Below are 14,059 nucleotides of genomic sequence, written 5' to 3' on the forward strand. Positions count from 1 at the left end.
TGCCCGGTAGCGTCGGTGCATGCCCTCGTACCGCGTGACCCTGGCGATCGGTGCCCTGGCGTCCGGCACGGCCCCGGACGCCGTCCTGCCCGCCGCAGCATCCCTGGTACGCGAACACGCCGTGGTCGAGGCCGAGGACGTCCGACTGCTCCGCGGTGTGCCGTGCGCCGTCGTGCGCTTCGAGGCCGAGGACGAGCGGACCGCCGCAGCCGTGCGGGACGCCACCGTCGACGGGCTGCGCGACGTCGTCGAGATCCGCTCCGACGTGGTCACCCGGCGCGAGGGCGGCCGCTGGATCCCGGTCGCCTGAGAGCCGGGCGGTCGCCTGACGCTCAGACGGTGGGCGTCGCCGGCTCGGGGGTCCCCGGCCAGACGTAGTCCAGGTCGTCCGGCACGTCGGGGAACAGCTCCCGGTAGTGCTCCGGCGCCTTCTGCACGAGCTTCGACCGGTGCGAGACGTGCAGGGCCTCGTCGTCGTTCCACGGCGGGATCGGCACGTCGCCGCGCTCGTACGCCACCAGGTCCTCCGGCACGCGGCCCAGGTCGAGCAGGGTCTTCTCGAGACAGGTGTCTGCGTACCCGCGCTCGGCCCAGACGCGGCACGTGGCCTCCTGGTACGCCATCAGCGCCGGACGGTAGCCGCGCCACATCGCCGTCACCGGGTGGTGCTGCCAGCCGTAGTCGGGGAGCGTCAGTGCGCGCATCACCTGCAGTGTCTCGACCCGCTGCTTGCCGAGCCGCCGGTCGTCGAGGACCTCGGCGGATGCCCGGAAGTCGGCGTACGGCAGGAAGGTCTGCATGGCGCGGACGCTACCCCGACCGACTGGCACCCGACACATGTCGTCACGAACGTGCCGCCCGCCCCGGCAGCGTGTGAGCATCGACCGCATGAGCGGAGAACTGGTCGTCGGCGTCAGTGGCAGCCCATCGGACCCCTCGCGGACCTCGACCCTGGTCGCGGCGACGGTGGCCCGGCTCGCCGAGGAGATCGACGGCGCCCGGACCGAGACGATCGAGATCGGCCCGCTGCTGGCCGACCTCGGCGCGGCCTCGGGTCGCGAGACGATGTCCGACCGCACCCGCCGGGCCCTCGAGACGGTGGAGGCCGCGGACGTGCTCGTCGTCGGCAGCCCGGCCTTCCGCGCGGCCTACTCCGGCGCCTTCAAGCTGTTCTTCGACTGGGTCGGCCAGTACGACCTCGTCGACACCCCGGTGCTCCTCACCGCCACCGGTGGCAGCGACCGGCACGCCCTGCTCGTCGAGCACCAGATGCGCCCGTTGTTCGGCTTCTTCCAGTCCACGACGCTGCCGCTCGGGGTGTTCGGCAACGAGCGGGACTTCACCAAGCGCGAGGGTGGCTACGACATCGCGAGCGTCGACCTGGAGCTCCGCATCGACCAGGCCGTGCGCCGCGCCGTACCGCTGATCCGTGGCGGCTTCGCCACCGCAGGCCTCACCGACGTGCGGCGTCCCGCCGACTTCTGATCCGCGCGCGTGCGCTCGGTCCTTCCGGGCGTACCCGGTGCTTCCGGGTGTCCCTGGTCGGAAGTTCCCATCAGGGATGCCCGGAACCACCTCGCATCGCGCGTGCGATGGGAAGGAACGGGCGCGACCCGGCGTGAGCAGCAGGCGGACGGGAGGCCCGTGGCGGCGCCGCCACGGGCCTCCCGGTCTTCTGTGGGTCAGGCGAGCAGGGACGCGACGTGCGCGACCGCCAGTCGGTAGCCGTCGGCGCCCGCGCCGGCGATGACCGCCGTCGCGGCGGTGGCGACGTGGTCGACGTGGCGGAACGGCTCGCGCTTCCACGTGTTCGACAGGTGCACCTCGACGACGGGGACCCACAGGGCCTCCACCGCGTCGTGCAGTGCGACCGAGGTGTGCGCGTACGCGGCGGGGTTGATCACGACCGCGGCGAAGTCGTCGAGCGCCTCGTGCAGCCACTCCACCAGCTCGCCCTCGCGGTTGGTCTGGCGGAAGTCGGCCTCGAGCCCGTGCACCGCCGCCTCGGTGTGCACGATCGCCTCGATCTCGGCGAGCGTCACGGTGCCGTACTGCTCCGGGTCGCGGCGCCCGAGGATGTCGAGGTTCGGGCCGTTGAGGACGAGGATGCGCGACGCGTCGGTCATGGGCCGAGCGTAGCGAACCGGGGGAGCGATGCGCGGCGCGGACGATGCATGCGCGGGCTATGTGAACGGTCACAAACCGGTGTAACGTCTTCGTCCGGGTCGGCAGAGTTGTCGACTGCAACACACTGACGTGGAGATGTGAATGGTTCTCGCTGCAGCGAACGAAGGGATCCGGCTCGACTTGGGCTGGGTCGACTACCTGATGATCATCGTGTACTTCGCGGTCGTCATCGGGATCGGGTTCACCGCCCGCAAGCAGGTCCGGACGAGCATGGACTTCTTCCTGTCCGGCCGCTCGATGCCGGCGTGGATCACGGGCCTGGCGTTCGTGTCCGCGAACCTCGGTGCCACCGAGATCCTCGGCATGGCGGCGAACGGTGCCCAGATCGGCATGGCCACCCTGCACTACTACCTCGTCGGCGCCGTGCCCGCGATGGTGTTCCTCGGCCTCGTGATGATGCCGTTCTACTACGGCTCGAAGGTCCGCTCGGTGCCGGAGTTCATGCTGCGCCGCTTCGGCAAGGCGCCGCACCTGGTGAACGCGATCGCGTTCGCGGTGTCGAACGTGCTCATCGCGGGCATCAACCTGTACGCGATGGCCATCGTCATCGAGGCCATGCTCGGCTGGCCGGAGTGGCTGGCGATCATCGTCTCCGCGGGCTTCGTGCTCGTCTACATCACCCTCGGCGGACTCTCGAGCGCGATCTACAACGAGGTCATGCAGTTCTTCGTGATCATCGCCGGGCTCATCCCGCTGACGATCGTCGGTCTGCACCGCGTCGGCGGGTGGGACGGCCTGTCGAAGGCGATCACCAAGACCCAGGGTGTGCAGCACCTGCAGGCCTGGGCCGGCACCGGCTTCGGTGACGTCACCAACCCGATCGGTGCCAACTGGCTCGCCATCGTGCTCGGCCTGGGCTTCGTGCTCGGGTTCGGCTACTGGACCACCAACTTCACCGAGGTGCAGCGTGCATTCTCGGCGAAGAACATGTCCGCGGCCCGCCGCACCCCGCTCATCGCCGCGATCCCGAAGCTCTTCATCCCGGCCATCGTCGTCATCCCCGGCCTCATCGCCGCGGCCGTGGTGGGCAACCAGTTCGCCGACGGCACGCTGACCTACAACGACGCGATCCCGAAGCTCATCCAGATGTACCTGCCGACCGGTGTGCTCGGCATCGCGGTGACCGGTCTGCTGGCATCGTTCATGGCCGGCATGGCGGCGAACGTCTCGTCGTTCAACACCGTCTTCACCTACGACATCTGGCAGCGCTACATCCGCCCGAACATGCCCGACCTGCACTACCTGAAGACGGGCCGCTGGGTCACCGTCGTCGGCGTCGTGGTCGGCATCGCGACCGCGTTCATCGCGGCCCAGGCGTCGAACATCATGACCTACATGCAGACGCTGTTCTCGTTCTTCAACGCACCGCTGTTCGCCGTGTTCATCCTCGGCCTGCTGTGGAAGCGCATGACGACGCAGGGTGCGCTGTGGGGCTACGTCCTCGGCATCGTGACCCCGACGATCACCTGGATCGCGTACCTGGTGAACCCCGACCTGTTCGCCACGGCCACCGCGGAGACCCTGTACGGCGCGATCATCTCGTTCGTCACCGTGCTGGTCGTCGGCTTCGTCGTCTCGATGCTGACCAAGCCGAAGGACGAGAAGGAACTCGGCGGGCTCGTCTACGGCATCGGCAAGATCGACCTGCACGGCGACTCGGTTGCGACGGACACCGCCTGGTACCGCTCGCCCGCGCTGCTCGGCACCGTCGCGCTCGTGCTGTGCGTCGTCCTGTACCTCCCGTTCCTCTGATCCGCGAAGGAGACCACTGCTCATGAGTGACACCACCACCCCCGGCGCGATGACCGAGGAGCAGAAGGCAGCCCTGGTCCGCTCCACCCGCCGGCTCGACCTGCGCCGCATCCTCGGCGGCCTGTTCGTCCTGTACGGCGTGATCACCACCATCGTCGGGATCGTGCACTGGAACACCGACCCCGAGAAGACCGGCGGGATCCACATCAACCTGTGGGTCGGGATCTCGCTGCTCGTCGGCGGCGGGCTGTTCTTCCTCTGGGACCGCCTGAACCCCGTGCCCGCCGAGGACATCATCGGCCAGGCTGAGGCCGAGGCACACCAGCGTGCCGCGGGCGAGGGGCGCGAGCTGGCCTGAGCCCGTCTGGCTCGGGCGTCCCCGGCCGACGCAGAACGACGAAGTCGCTGTCGCACGACAGCGACTTCGTCGTTTCAGCCCTCGTCGTCGGACGCCCGTACCGGTTGGTTCCCCCACGAAACGATTGCGCGCTGATCCAGGTGGGTCCAGGTTGAGCGGAACGAAAGGAACCGCCATGGAAACGATGGTCTTCATCAACCTGCCCGTCACCGACCTCGAGCGCTCGAAGGCGTTCTACGAGGCGCTCGGGTACTCGATCAACCCGGCGTTCAGCGACGACACCGCGGCGTGCGTGGTGGTGAGCAACACGATCTCCGTCATGATCCTGACGACGGCGAAGTTCGCGGACTTCACCGACAAGACGATCGCCGGTCCTGACACGATCGAGGTCATCAACTCGCTCAGCGCACCGTCGAAGGAGGACGTCCACCGTGTCGTCGACGCCGCGGTGGCAGCCGGCGGCACCGAGGACCGCCCGGAGATGGACCTCGGCTTCATGTACCAGCGGAGCTTCACCGACCCGGACGGACACCGCTGGGAGTACGTGTGGATGGACGAGCAGGCGACGGAGGACGATCCGCCCGCCGAGTGAGTCCCGGGGTGTCGGGGGCGCCCGCCAGGATGGTCGCATGAGCACCGAGCCCGTCGACGCCCCGCCCGTGCCCGACCTCGTCACCGGTGACGACGGCCTGGCCCGGCCGGTCTGGGCGTCGTCGGACGACCTGCTGCGCGCCTACTACGACACCGAGTGGGGCATGCCCGTGCGCGATGAACGCGGGGTGTTCGAGCGGCTGTCGCTCGAGGCGTTCCAGTCCGGCCTGTCGTGGCGCACGATCCTGGCGAAGCGACCGGCGTTCCGTGCAGCCTTCGCCGACTTCGACGCCGACACCGTCGCGGCCTTCGGCGAGGACGACGTCGAGCGGCTGATGGCCGATGCCGGGATCGTCCGGAACCGCGCGAAGATCCTCGCGACGATCACCAACGCGAACGCCACGATCGCCCTGCGGCAGGACGGCGGGCTCGCCGGCTTCGTGTGGTCGTTCCGGCCGACGACCACGCCCGAGCCTCGGTCCTCCGCCGAGGTCCCGACGAAGTCGGACGAGTCCCTCGCGCTGTCGAAGGCGCTGCGGAAGCGCGGCTTCACCTTCGTCGGGCCGACGACGATGTACGCCCTGATGGAAGCGCTCGGCATCGTCGACACCCACCTGGTCGGCAGCCACCGGCGCGGGACCTCGGGCGTCTGGAACTGACGGCCGAGCCCACGAGCACGAGAACGAGAGCGCCGGGACTATGGTCACGACATGGCCGACGAGATCCGGATCGCGTTCCTGCTGTTCCCGCACCTGACCCAGCTGGACCTGACCGGTCCGGCCCAGGTGCTCAGCCGCGTGCCCGGCGCGCGCCTCGAGTACGTCGCGGCGACGCTCGACCCCGTGCCGAGCGACTGCGGCATCGCGCTCGTCCCCACCGTGACGATCCAGGATGCAGGCGCCGCGGACGTGCTGGTCGTCCCCGGCGGTGACGGTGCCTTCGACGCGATGCTCGACCCGGACGTCGTGGCCTTCGTCCGGCGCCAGGCCGAGGACGCCACGTGGATGACGTCGGTGTGCACCGGGGCCTTCGTGCTCGGCGCCGCCGGGCTGCTCGCCGGCCGACGCGCGACGACCCACTGGGCCTCGAAGCCGATGCTCGAGGCCTTCGGTGCGCAGCCGGTCGACGCCCGGATCGCTCGGGACGGCGCCGTCGTCACCGCCGCCGGGGTGAGCGCGGGCATCGACATGGCGCTGTGGCTCGCGGCCGAGCTCGCCGGACGCCCCGCGGCCGAGGCGATCCAGCTGCAGATCGAGTACGACCCGCAGCCACCGTTCGACCACGGATCAGCCGAGCGCGCCGACGCCGTCGTCATCGCCCGGGCCCGTGCAGCAGCCGAGGAATCGCGCGGCGACCGGGTGACCCGCGCCGCCGCAGCCGTCCTGCGCTGACGCGGACCTCCACACGGTCACGAATCCCCGCTGGTCTCCGCCGAGTGGTCACGACACGTCGTTCCGGGCGCGGCCAGCCGACACTTCGTGACCGCTCGGGGCCATGCAGGCGGGGGGGTGTGACCGGCGCCGCGCCCGCGGCCGTCCTGCGCTAGCGCAGCGGCTTCCGCATCTGCGCCGACGTCACCTGGTACCCGAGGGCCGCGTACAGCTCCTGCGCTCCCGTGTTGTAGCCGAACACGTTCAGCCCGATGCTCGTCGCACCGCGTTCGGCAGCGGCGCGGTGCCCGAGCTCGAGCGCGCGACGGGCGTGCCCGCGACGCCGGTGCGCCTCGTCGATCTCGACGTCGAACACCCACCAGTCGGTGCTGCCCGTCGTGAACGGCCCGATCCAGAGCGACCCGACGACGGTGTCGTCCTGGTCGAGGACCTCCCACACCAGGTGGCCGTCAGCGGGGGAGCCGTCCGGGAACCAGCGGTCCCGCGACTGCTGCTCGTTCGCCTCGGCCTGCTCGCGGCTCTCGCCCGCCTGCATCCGCGACTCGACGTACTCGGCCATCGTGCGGTGGAGCCAGGCCGGGAGGCGCGTGGTCGGCATCGCGACGAGCCGCGTGTCGGTCATCGGTTGCCCTTGGAACCCCGGCTCGGCTTGCCGCGCATCTTGCCGCGTCCGGGCGTGGGCCCCTTGCCGGTGTTGGACTTCTTGCCGGCGCCGGACTTGCCGCTGCCGGGTGACTTCGCCTTGGCCTTGCCGCCGGCGCCGCCGGCGCCCTTGGACCCCGACGCACCCGACCCGCCCGACGCGCCCTTGACGCCCGAGCCGGCCTTGGCGCCGCCACGAGCCGGACGCGAGTCGTCGTCGCCGTCGCGATCCGGGCCTCCTGGCTGGCGCGAACTGTTGGCGGTCCGCCCGCGCACCACGCCGATGAACTCCTCGGTGGTCTCGGTGGCGTCCTCGTCCCGCCAGACCAGCGCGATGCGCGTGCCCTCGGCGTCCATGAGCGGACGACCGACCAGGTCCTTGCGGCTGGCGGCGCGGAACAGCGACTGGGGGAGCACCACGACGCCGACGTTCGCCTCGACCAGGTCGAGCGATCCGTCGATGTCGGCGGGCACCGGGCCCGCGTCGATCACGTGGACCTCGGCGTCGGCGAGGTCGACCTCGGCGAGTTCGGCGAGGGGGGAGTCCTTGGGCATCGCGACGACGGCCGTCTCGGTCCAGAGCGGGATGGTGTTGTGCCGCTCGGACACGGGCATGCGTGCGAAGACCATGTCAGCCTCGCCCGCCAGCGTGTCGTCGACGTCGTCGGCACCGATCGGCCGCAGCCGGAGCTCGATGGAGGGGAAGCGATCCCGCCAGACACGGGCCCACTTTGCGGGGGAGACCCCCGGCACGAAGGCGATGGTGAGAGCCGCGGTCATGCAGACGAGCATAGGGGCCGTACCCTTGTCCTCATGGCGCAGGAACAGACCATGAAGCCCGAGACGGCTGCGAAGAAGCTCGGCATCTTGCTGACGGCCGCTCCGGAGTCCTTCCAGAGCGCTCCCCTCACGCGGACCGCCTTCGACGAGCTCCGGACCGAACCCCCGACCTGGCTCGAGGACCTCCGACGCGACGGCCCGCACCCGCGACCCGTCGTGGCGCAGAAGCTCGGCATCTCGATCTCGGGTCTGAGCCGCGCCGGGATCGACGACGCGCTGACGACGGCGGACATCAAGACGCTGCTCGAGCAGAAGCCCGAGTGGCTCGTCCGTGAGCGTGCGACGCAGGCCGCCGTGCACGCCGAGAACGCCCGCGTGAAGCAGGAGCGTGCCGCCAAGGCCGCTGCCCGCGCCGAGGACTGACCCCACCCGCACCGAGGACGCCCCACGTGCACGAGACCGTCGCCGACGCCATGCTGGTCGTGCCGCAGTTCGCGTCCGTGTGCTGCATCGTCGGTGACGGCTACCGGCCGCGTCCGGGCGTGATCGTGCCGGCGGGCGTGATGCTCGTCGCGATGCTCATGCCCGTCGTCGACGCCGGCGCCGTGTGGACCCTGTTCGCCGCCACCCTGCTGCTGTTGCTCGCACCGCTGCCCGTCATGCGTCGACGCCGCGCCGACGGCCGCCGTGCGGAGCCGATGGACGTGCACCGCGCGCTCTCCGCCGTCGTGATGGCGGGGATGCTGCTGATGGGCCACGCCTCGGGCGTCGCCGGTGACCACGCCGGGCACGGCATCGCGCTGTCCGCGGTGCTCGGTGCCGGCGTGATCGGCTACTGCGCCTTCAGTGGCTGGCTGCTCCGGTACGAGTGGGGGCGCGAGGACCGGCGAGCCGTCCGCAGCGGCGAGGTCTTCGCGATGACCGTCGCCGTGGTCGGCATGACCCTGGCGATGTAGCCCAGCCCAGCCCGCGCCGGCAGCAGCGGCCGCGCCGGCAGCGGCGGCGGCTGCGCTGACAGCGACGGCGGGAGCGGGTCCGTCAGTCGCGCGCGGCGCTGTCCGCCGGGGCGTCCGCCGCGTGCGTCACCCGCTGCTTGGCCGCCTGGATCGTGTCCTTCGGCACCGGCGGTACCCCGCGCCGGATCCCGCGCAGGCCGACGACGAACAGGATCGCGGTGACGATCGCGAACGCCGCGAACGTGATCCCGGTCGCCGCCCACAGCGGCAGGGCCAGGGCCAACAGCGCCACCGCGAAGCCCGCCAGTGCGACCAGGGTCGTCAGGGCGAACCCGACGGCCACCCCGGTGAGCACCAGCCCGGTCTTCGCACCGCTGGCGCGCTCGCCGATCTCGCGTCGCGCGGAGGCGACCTCCTCACGTACCGCGCGCAGCACCGGCTCGAGGGCCTTCTGCACGAGTCCGGCGGTCACGGTGTCGCGGAACGACGGCCGGCCGGGTGCGGTGGTGTCGTCGTGGTCGGTGCTGCTCATGAGGGTCTCCTGTCCGGGCGCGGCGGTCCGCGTCCCCTGACAGGACGCGACCGACCCGATGATCGTCACGCCGCCGCGCGTGCGTGCGGTGCGTTCCCAGGTTGTGCAACGGACGCGGAGGCCCGCCCCGCGTCGACGACGCAGGACGGGCCTGGCGGGGTGGCCGGGTCCACCGCGCTACTCGGTGACCTCCTCGAGGTCGTCGATCCCGCGGGCGGCGGCCGCTGCGCGGCGGGCACGCATCGACGGGGCGACGAGTGCTGCGAGCACGGCCACGACCGCGACCCCGGTGCACGCCCAGAACCCGATCGTGAAGGCGTCGTCGGTCGGCAGACCCTGCGGCGTGCTGTGCGAGGTGATGAGCGCGGCGATGACGGCGGTGCCGACGCTCGAGCCGATGGTGCGGACGACCGTGTTGGCGCTGATGGCCTCGCCGGTCTGGTTCGCGGGGACGCTCTCGATGATCGCGTTCGAGCAGGCTGCCAGGGCCATGCCGATGCCGATGCCGGTCAGGACGCCGGAGGCCACCACATGCCACAGCTCGGCGTGTGCGATGGCTGGCAGCACGAACGCGGCGACGATGGCGAACCCGCCGATGAGCATCGGCGGCTTCGGGCCGACCTTGCGCACCAGGACGCCGGCGATCGGCCCGGCGACCACCATCATCACGACGGTCGGCAGCAGGAAGAGCCCGGCCTGGGTGACGCCCTTGCCGAAGCCGTAGCCGAGCGCCGTCGGGAGCTGCAGGAGCGTCGGGACGAGGACGAAGGTGCCGAACATCGCGAACCCGAAGACCAGTGCGACGACGTGGGCGGTCCAGACGCCGCGGACGGCGAAGAGCCGCACGTCGATGAGCGGCTCGGCGACCCGCAGCTCGACGAGGACGAACACGACCAGTGCGACGGCGCCGAGGACCAGCAGGCCGATGGTCTTGGCGTCGCCCCAGCCCCAGGTCTCGCCCTCGCTGACGGCGAGCAGGATCGCGACGAGCGACACCGCCAGGACGAACGTGCCGGCCATGTCGAGGCGTCCGGGCTTCCGCACCGGGGACTCCGGCATGCCGAAGACCGCCCCGAGCAGCGCGATGACGACGAGCACGGCGGGGAGCCAGAACAGCCAGTGCCAGGACAGGTGCTCGACGATGGGTCCGGCCGCGACGATGCCGACACCGGCACCGATCCCGAAGATCGCCGACAGCAGACCGATCGTGACGCTGACCTTCTCCTTCGGCAGCTCGTCCCGCACGATGCCGATCGACAGCGGCATCACGGCACCGGCGGCGCCCTGCAGTGCCCGTCCGACGATCAGCACGCCGAGGTTCGGCGCGAGCGCGGCGAGCACGGCCCCGACGAGCAGGATCGACAGCACGACGATCAGGACCTTGCGCTTGCCTATCATGTCGCCGAGGCGACCGAGGATCGGCGTGAGCACCGAGGCGGAGAGCAGGTAGGCCGTGAGCACCCAGCTCGTCGCACTGGTGGAGGCGCCGAGGTCCTGGCCGATGGTCGACAGCGCCGGGGCGACCAGCGACTGCAGGACCGCGAAGGACAGGCCGCCGAGGGACAGGGAGACGATGATCGCCGTGCTGTTCGGCCGGCGCCCGTTCGTGGTGCGGTGCGAGCCGGTCCGTGGGCTCTGCATGGTGTCGGTCATCGTGCTCCGTGTCCTCGTGGTCGATGGCGATGTAAACAACTGCTGACATCACGAGCGTACGCCGGAACGACCGCATGTCAACGCTTGCTTACATCCCTGTGAGGACCGCTAGGCTGCGCTCCATGAGCAAGGACGCCGCGGCCACCCGACTCCTGCTCGTGCAGGCCGCCCGCCGACGGTTCGCCTTCGACGGGTACCGCGCGACGACCGTGCGCGAGATCGCCGGGGACGCCGGGGTCAACGTCGCCCTGATCAACCGGTACTTCGGGTCGAAGGAAGGGCTGTTCCGCGCCTGCCTCGACCGCGTCGTCCGTGACCTGGGCGCCGAGGAGACGAGCGAACAGGGGCTCGAGCGGGCGCTCACGGGGATCATCACCCACATCGTGCGGACGCCCACCGACGACGACTCGCTGCAGCTGATGCTGCTGCTCCGGTCCTCCGGCGACGACGGTGCCGACGCCATCCGCCGCGAGACGCTGCGTCGCTACGCCGAACGGCTCGCGGGCACCGTCGGCGGTGCCGGGTCCGACGCGCTGCTCGTCCGGGCCGAGATCGCGCTCGCGGTGGTGCTCGGGATGTCGATGCTCCGGCAGTCCACCGCGGTGGAACCCCTGGCATCCGCCGACGACGCCGTCGTGTCGGCGGCGCTCGAGGACGCCCTCCGCGCCCTGCTCGCGCCGCCGCGGTAGCGTCGAGGGGTGTCCGACCGACCCGCACGTCGCCCCGACCCCGCTCCGCGCCTGGACGAGGTCGACGAGCGCATCCTCTGGACCCTCGCCGCGGACGCCCGGATCCCGAACAACCGGCTCGCGGCCGCGGTCGGCATCGCGCCCTCGACGTGCCTCGCCCGGGTCCGTGCCCTCGAGGACGCCGGGGTGATCCGCGGCTACCGGGCCGAGGTGGACGTCGCGCGCCTGGGGTTCTCGATCGAGGCGATGGTGTCCGTCCGCGTGCACGCCGCCGCTCGCCACGAACTGCGGGACTTCGCGAAGCGCCTGCTGCGGGTGCCGGTCGTGCAGGACGTGTCGTTCCTGGCCGGGGACAAGGACTTCCTCGTGCACATCGCGTGCGAGTCGACGGAGCAGCTCCGGGACTTCGTCGCCGACGAGCTCAGCGGTGACCCCTCGGTGGCGACGACGCAGACGAACATCGTGTTCGAACGCCTCGTCGCCGACCGTGCCACCCAGGGCCGCTCGTTCGACGAACTGCGGCGCTGGCGGGCCTGAGGCACGAACCCCGCGTCAGGGGCCCCGGGGCAGTAGCTCCGGGTCAGCGCTTCCGCGTCATCGGGATGTGCGGGATGCGGTCCTCGAGGTACTCGTCCCCGGAACGCACGAATCCGAAGCGGCCGTACCACTGCTCCAGGTGGGACTGGGCGCCGAGGGCGATGCTCGGCGAGCGCGACTCGGCGATCGCCGCCTCCATGAGCTGCCCGGCGAGTCCCTGCCCGCGGGCATGCTGCGCGGTGGCGACCCGGCCGATGCGCTCGGTGCCGTCGGGCTCGCGGAGCAGACGCAGGGTCGCGTCCACCGAGCCGTTGCCGGCCCAGAACTGCACCGTCCCCGGCTCGAGGTCGCGGCCGTCGATGTCGCCGTACGCGGCCTCCTGCTCGACGACGAAGACATCCTGCCGGAGCCGCAGGATCTCGTGCAGCGTGACGATGTCCAGGTTGCGGGTCGGAGCGTTGAAGATCGAGACCACGGACGGCCCTTCCTGAGTATTTCTTCCGAAACAGGGTGTGTTCCGGACCGGATCGGCGTACATTGCCGGTCAACCACTCTACGTGCGCAGCCGAGATCAGGAGGTGAGCGCATGGACAACCCGTTGCGCGCACCCTGGCGCGCCGCACTCCGCATCGTCCTGCTGGGCGTCGGGACCCTCGCTGCCCTCGTGCTGCTGTCCCTGCTGCTCGGCGCGCGCCCGGCATCCGCCGCCACGACCGCCCCGGCTGCTGCCGAGCAGCGCGGACTCGTCGGCAACGTGGTCGAGGGCGTCGGTGGCACCGTGCAGGGGGTGACCGGCGAGGTCGGCAAGGTCGTCGGCGGCGTGACGGACCCCGTCCGCAAGGCCGTCGTGCCGGCACCCGCGGCACCGGCACCTGCTCCCGCAGCCCCGGCACCGGCACCGGCAACATCGGCGCCTGCTCCCGCAGCCCCGGCGCCTGCCGCGGTCCCCGCCGCACCTGCTCCCGCCGCTCCCGCGCCTGCCGCCCCGGCCCCGTCGAGCCCCGCTCCGGTCGCCTCCACACCGGCTGCCCAGCCGACCACGACCGCCCCCGCGGCCGACCCGGCCACGCGCCCGGTGCGACAGGTCGTCGACCAGGTGACCAGTGCCTCCCGGCCGGTCACCGACACCGTCGCGAACGTCCTGCGTCCCGTCACCGGCACCGTGGAACACGTCACCGGCGCACGCCCCGTGACCGCCGTCGTCGACACCGTCGACGACGTGGTCGGCAGCGTCCCGGTGGTCGGGACGGTCCTCGGCGACGACACCCTCGGCACCGCCACCGGTCCGGTCACGGGCCTGGTCGACGACACGCTCGGCTCGGTCGGCACCACCGTCGGCACCGTCCCCGCCGTGGTCGAGGGCGTCGTCCCGTCCGTCGGCGGCGCCCTGCCAGGAGGCACGGATCCCGTCGTCGACGTCCCCGCACTCCCGGTGGGCGGCGGCTCGAACCCGCCCGCCGGGCCCGTCCCGTCGGCGCCGGTCGCCGACGTCCCCGTCCGGCCCGGAACCGCGCCCGCGCAGGGCACCGCGGTGTCCACCGCTCCGGCTCGTGTCGGCACCGGCGACGACTCGGGTGCTCGCTCCGGCATGTTCGGCTCGCCCGACCACGCCGTTGCGGCGACCCCTGCGGCGCCGGTCGGCCCGGTGCTTGCAGCCGTCGACGTGCAGGACGCGACCCTCGGCGGCCACGCGCTGCTCCTCCCCGCGGACGGCAAGGGCCACGGGGTCCCGTTCGACGGCACCGACGCCGGCGTGCTCGGTGGCAGCGCCTCCACGAACTCCGGCGGCGCAGCTGCCGTCGGCATCGTCGGTACGACCGACGACATCGTCTCCCTCGCCGCGGGGTCTCGCGGCACGCTCTCCGACGACGCGGTCCCCGCATCGGTCGTCGGCGAGCACGACGTCGCCCCTGACTGAGATCGGTGCGCCTGCCCGGCACGGCAGGCACGCACACATCCCGGCTGCGTCCGCGGTCGGTGACGATCTCGAT

At 71.6% G+C, this 14,059-nt stretch carries 19 protein-coding genes; 12 read left to right on the forward strand and 7 right to left on the reverse strand.

The window, feature by feature from the left end:
* The first annotated feature begins 19 nt into the window (after positions 1-19).
* Entirely contained in the window at positions 20-310 is a 291-nt protein-coding gene (locus ASF75_RS08655) for a hypothetical protein (protein WP_042538100.1), read from the forward strand.
* 22 nt (positions 311-332) lie between these two features.
* On the opposite strand, the gene ASF75_RS08660 is transcribed toward ASF75_RS08655, so the two are convergent.
* Positions 333-800 (reverse strand): MSMEG_6728 family protein, encoded by a 468-nt coding sequence (locus tag ASF75_RS08660; RefSeq protein WP_056070572.1) that lies wholly within the window; start codon positions 798-800, stop codon positions 333-335.
* Between the two features lie 88 nt (positions 801-888).
* On the opposite strand from ASF75_RS08660, the gene ASF75_RS08665 reads away from it, so the two are divergent.
* Positions 889-1,485: an NAD(P)H-dependent oxidoreductase gene (locus ASF75_RS08665; RefSeq protein WP_056071056.1), complete on the forward strand. Its 597-nt coding sequence runs from the start codon at positions 889-891 to the stop codon at positions 1,483-1,485.
* Positions 1,486-1,682: 197 nt separating this feature from the next.
* Here the strand turns inward: ASF75_RS08665 and aroQ are convergent, their stop codons facing one another.
* Positions 1,683-2,126, reverse strand: coding sequence for a type II 3-dehydroquinate dehydratase (aroQ, locus tag ASF75_RS08670; RefSeq protein ID WP_017888541.1), 444 nt, complete (start codon positions 2,124-2,126; stop codon positions 1,683-1,685).
* 142 nt (positions 2,127-2,268) lie between these two features.
* Here aroQ and ASF75_RS08675 point away from each other — a divergent pair, with 142 nt between their 5' ends.
* The 5 genes from ASF75_RS08675 (at position 2,269) to ASF75_RS08695 (ending at position 6,279) form a co-directional block, all read left to right on the forward strand.
* A complete protein-coding gene (locus ASF75_RS08675; RefSeq protein WP_017888542.1) occupies positions 2,269-3,939 on the forward strand; it encodes a sodium:solute symporter family protein in 1,671 nt (556 codons plus the stop codon).
* Positions 3,940-3,961: 22 nt separating this feature from the next.
* Entirely contained in the window at positions 3,962-4,297 is a 336-nt protein-coding gene (locus ASF75_RS08680) for a hypothetical protein (protein WP_017888543.1), read from the forward strand.
* Positions 4,298-4,472: 175 nt separating this feature from the next.
* A complete protein-coding gene (locus ASF75_RS08685) occupies positions 4,473-4,889 on the forward strand; it encodes a VOC family protein (protein ID WP_056070574.1) in 417 nt (138 codons plus the stop codon).
* Positions 4,890-4,926: 37 nt separating this feature from the next.
* On the forward strand, positions 4,927-5,547 hold the full coding sequence (locus ASF75_RS08690; RefSeq protein WP_056070577.1) for a DNA-3-methyladenine glycosylase I: 621 nt from the start codon (positions 4,927-4,929) through the stop codon (positions 5,545-5,547).
* 51 nt (positions 5,548-5,598) lie between these two features.
* Positions 5,599-6,279 (forward strand): DJ-1/PfpI family protein, encoded by a 681-nt coding sequence (locus tag ASF75_RS08695; protein ID WP_056070581.1) that lies wholly within the window; start codon positions 5,599-5,601, stop codon positions 6,277-6,279.
* Between the two features lie 151 nt (positions 6,280-6,430).
* Here ASF75_RS08695 and ASF75_RS08700 read toward each other — a convergent pair whose 3' ends face one another.
* Both ASF75_RS08700 and ASF75_RS08705 read right to left on the reverse strand, forming a co-directional pair.
* Positions 6,431-6,901, reverse strand: coding sequence for a GNAT family N-acetyltransferase (locus tag ASF75_RS08700; RefSeq protein WP_056070584.1), 471 nt, complete (start codon positions 6,899-6,901; stop codon positions 6,431-6,433).
* Entirely contained in the window at positions 6,898-7,701 is an 804-nt protein-coding gene (locus tag ASF75_RS08705) for a LysR family transcriptional regulator substrate-binding protein (RefSeq protein WP_162243013.1), read from the reverse strand. Before ASF75_RS08705 ends, ASF75_RS08700 begins: the two co-directional genes overlap by 4 nt.
* Before the next feature lie 33 nt (positions 7,702-7,734).
* On the opposite strand from ASF75_RS08705, the gene ASF75_RS08710 reads away from it, so the two are divergent.
* Both ASF75_RS08710 and ASF75_RS08715 read left to right on the forward strand, forming a co-directional pair.
* The gene (locus tag ASF75_RS08710; protein WP_017888549.1) at positions 7,735-8,124 is read left to right on the forward strand and encodes a DUF5997 family protein; all 390 of its coding nucleotides are present in this window, start codon (positions 7,735-7,737) and stop codon (positions 8,122-8,124) included.
* A gap of 26 nt (positions 8,125-8,150) precedes the next feature.
* Positions 8,151-8,657, forward strand: coding sequence for a hypothetical protein (locus tag ASF75_RS08715; RefSeq protein ID WP_056070590.1), 507 nt, complete (start codon positions 8,151-8,153; stop codon positions 8,655-8,657).
* An 82-nt stretch (positions 8,658-8,739) separates the two neighbouring features.
* On the opposite strand, the gene ASF75_RS08720 is transcribed toward ASF75_RS08715, so the two are convergent.
* Both ASF75_RS08720 and ASF75_RS08725 read right to left on the reverse strand, forming a co-directional pair.
* Complete coding sequence (locus ASF75_RS08720; protein WP_042538095.1) at positions 8,740-9,189, reverse strand: phage holin family protein; 450 nt, start codon at positions 9,187-9,189, stop codon at positions 8,740-8,742.
* 177 nt (positions 9,190-9,366) lie between these two features.
* On the reverse strand, positions 9,367-10,842 hold the full coding sequence (locus ASF75_RS08725; protein WP_056070593.1) for an MFS transporter: 1,476 nt from the start codon (positions 10,840-10,842) through the stop codon (positions 9,367-9,369).
* Between the two features lie 122 nt (positions 10,843-10,964).
* Between ASF75_RS08725 and ASF75_RS18245 the strand changes: the two genes are divergently transcribed.
* Positions 10,965-11,531, forward strand: coding sequence for a TetR/AcrR family transcriptional regulator (locus tag ASF75_RS18245; RefSeq protein ID WP_017888553.1), 567 nt, complete (start codon positions 10,965-10,967; stop codon positions 11,529-11,531).
* Between the two features lie 9 nt (positions 11,532-11,540).
* Positions 11,541-12,068, forward strand: coding sequence for an Lrp/AsnC family transcriptional regulator (locus tag ASF75_RS08735; protein ID WP_056070596.1), 528 nt, complete (start codon positions 11,541-11,543; stop codon positions 12,066-12,068).
* A gap of 43 nt (positions 12,069-12,111) precedes the next feature.
* Here ASF75_RS08735 and ASF75_RS08740 read toward each other — a convergent pair whose 3' ends face one another.
* Entirely contained in the window at positions 12,112-12,543 is a 432-nt protein-coding gene (locus ASF75_RS08740) for a GNAT family N-acetyltransferase (RefSeq protein ID WP_017888555.1), read from the reverse strand.
* 111 nt (positions 12,544-12,654) lie between these two features.
* Between ASF75_RS08740 and ASF75_RS17995 the strand changes: the two genes are divergently transcribed.
* Positions 12,655-13,986 carry a hypothetical protein gene (locus ASF75_RS17995; RefSeq protein ID WP_056070600.1) on the forward strand — a complete coding sequence of 444 codons (1,332 nt, stop codon included), beginning with the start codon at positions 12,655-12,657 and terminating at the stop codon, positions 13,984-13,986.
* Positions 13,987-14,059: the final 73 nt, after the last annotated feature.

The organism is Curtobacterium sp. Leaf154 (assembly GCF_001424595.1).
Lineage (GTDB): Bacteria > Actinomycetota > Actinomycetes > Actinomycetales > Microbacteriaceae > Curtobacterium > Curtobacterium poinsettiae.

Excerpts from the sequence above, each read along its gene's own strand:
- ASF75_RS08655 (WP_042538100.1), top strand. The coding sequence starts at position 20 with ATGCCCTCGTACCGCGTGACCCTGGCGATCGGTGCCCTGGCGTCCGGC.
- ASF75_RS08660 (WP_056070572.1), bottom strand. The coding sequence starts at position 800 with ATGCAGACCTTCCTGCCGTACGCCGACTTCCGGGCATCCGCCGAGGTC.
- ASF75_RS08665 (WP_056071056.1), top strand. The coding sequence starts at position 889 with ATGAGCGGAGAACTGGTCGTCGGCGTCAGTGGCAGCCCATCGGACCCC.
- aroQ (WP_017888541.1), bottom strand. The coding sequence starts at position 2,126 with ATGACCGACGCGTCGCGCATCCTCGTCCTCAACGGCCCGAACCTCGAC.
- ASF75_RS08675 (WP_017888542.1), top strand. The coding sequence starts at position 2,269 with ATGGTTCTCGCTGCAGCGAACGAAGGGATCCGGCTCGACTTGGGCTGG.
- ASF75_RS08680 (WP_017888543.1), top strand. The coding sequence starts at position 3,962 with ATGAGTGACACCACCACCCCCGGCGCGATGACCGAGGAGCAGAAGGCA.
- ASF75_RS08685 (WP_056070574.1), top strand. The coding sequence starts at position 4,473 with ATGGAAACGATGGTCTTCATCAACCTGCCCGTCACCGACCTCGAGCGC.
- ASF75_RS08690 (WP_056070577.1), top strand. The coding sequence starts at position 4,927 with ATGAGCACCGAGCCCGTCGACGCCCCGCCCGTGCCCGACCTCGTCACC.
- ASF75_RS08695 (WP_056070581.1), top strand. The coding sequence starts at position 5,599 with ATGGCCGACGAGATCCGGATCGCGTTCCTGCTGTTCCCGCACCTGACC.
- ASF75_RS08700 (WP_056070584.1), bottom strand. The coding sequence starts at position 6,901 with ATGACCGACACGCGGCTCGTCGCGATGCCGACCACGCGCCTCCCGGCC.
- ASF75_RS08705 (WP_162243013.1), bottom strand. The coding sequence starts at position 7,701 with ATGACCGCGGCTCTCACCATCGCCTTCGTGCCGGGGGTCTCCCCCGCA.
- ASF75_RS08710 (WP_017888549.1), top strand. The coding sequence starts at position 7,735 with ATGGCGCAGGAACAGACCATGAAGCCCGAGACGGCTGCGAAGAAGCTC.
- ASF75_RS08720 (WP_042538095.1), bottom strand. The coding sequence starts at position 9,189 with ATGAGCAGCACCGACCACGACGACACCACCGCACCCGGCCGGCCGTCG.
- ASF75_RS08725 (WP_056070593.1), bottom strand. The coding sequence starts at position 10,842 with ATGACCGACACCATGCAGAGCCCACGGACCGGCTCGCACCGCACCACG.
- ASF75_RS18245 (WP_017888553.1), top strand. The coding sequence starts at position 10,965 with ATGAGCAAGGACGCCGCGGCCACCCGACTCCTGCTCGTGCAGGCCGCC.
- ASF75_RS17995 (WP_056070600.1), top strand. The coding sequence starts at position 12,655 with ATGGACAACCCGTTGCGCGCACCCTGGCGCGCCGCACTCCGCATCGTC.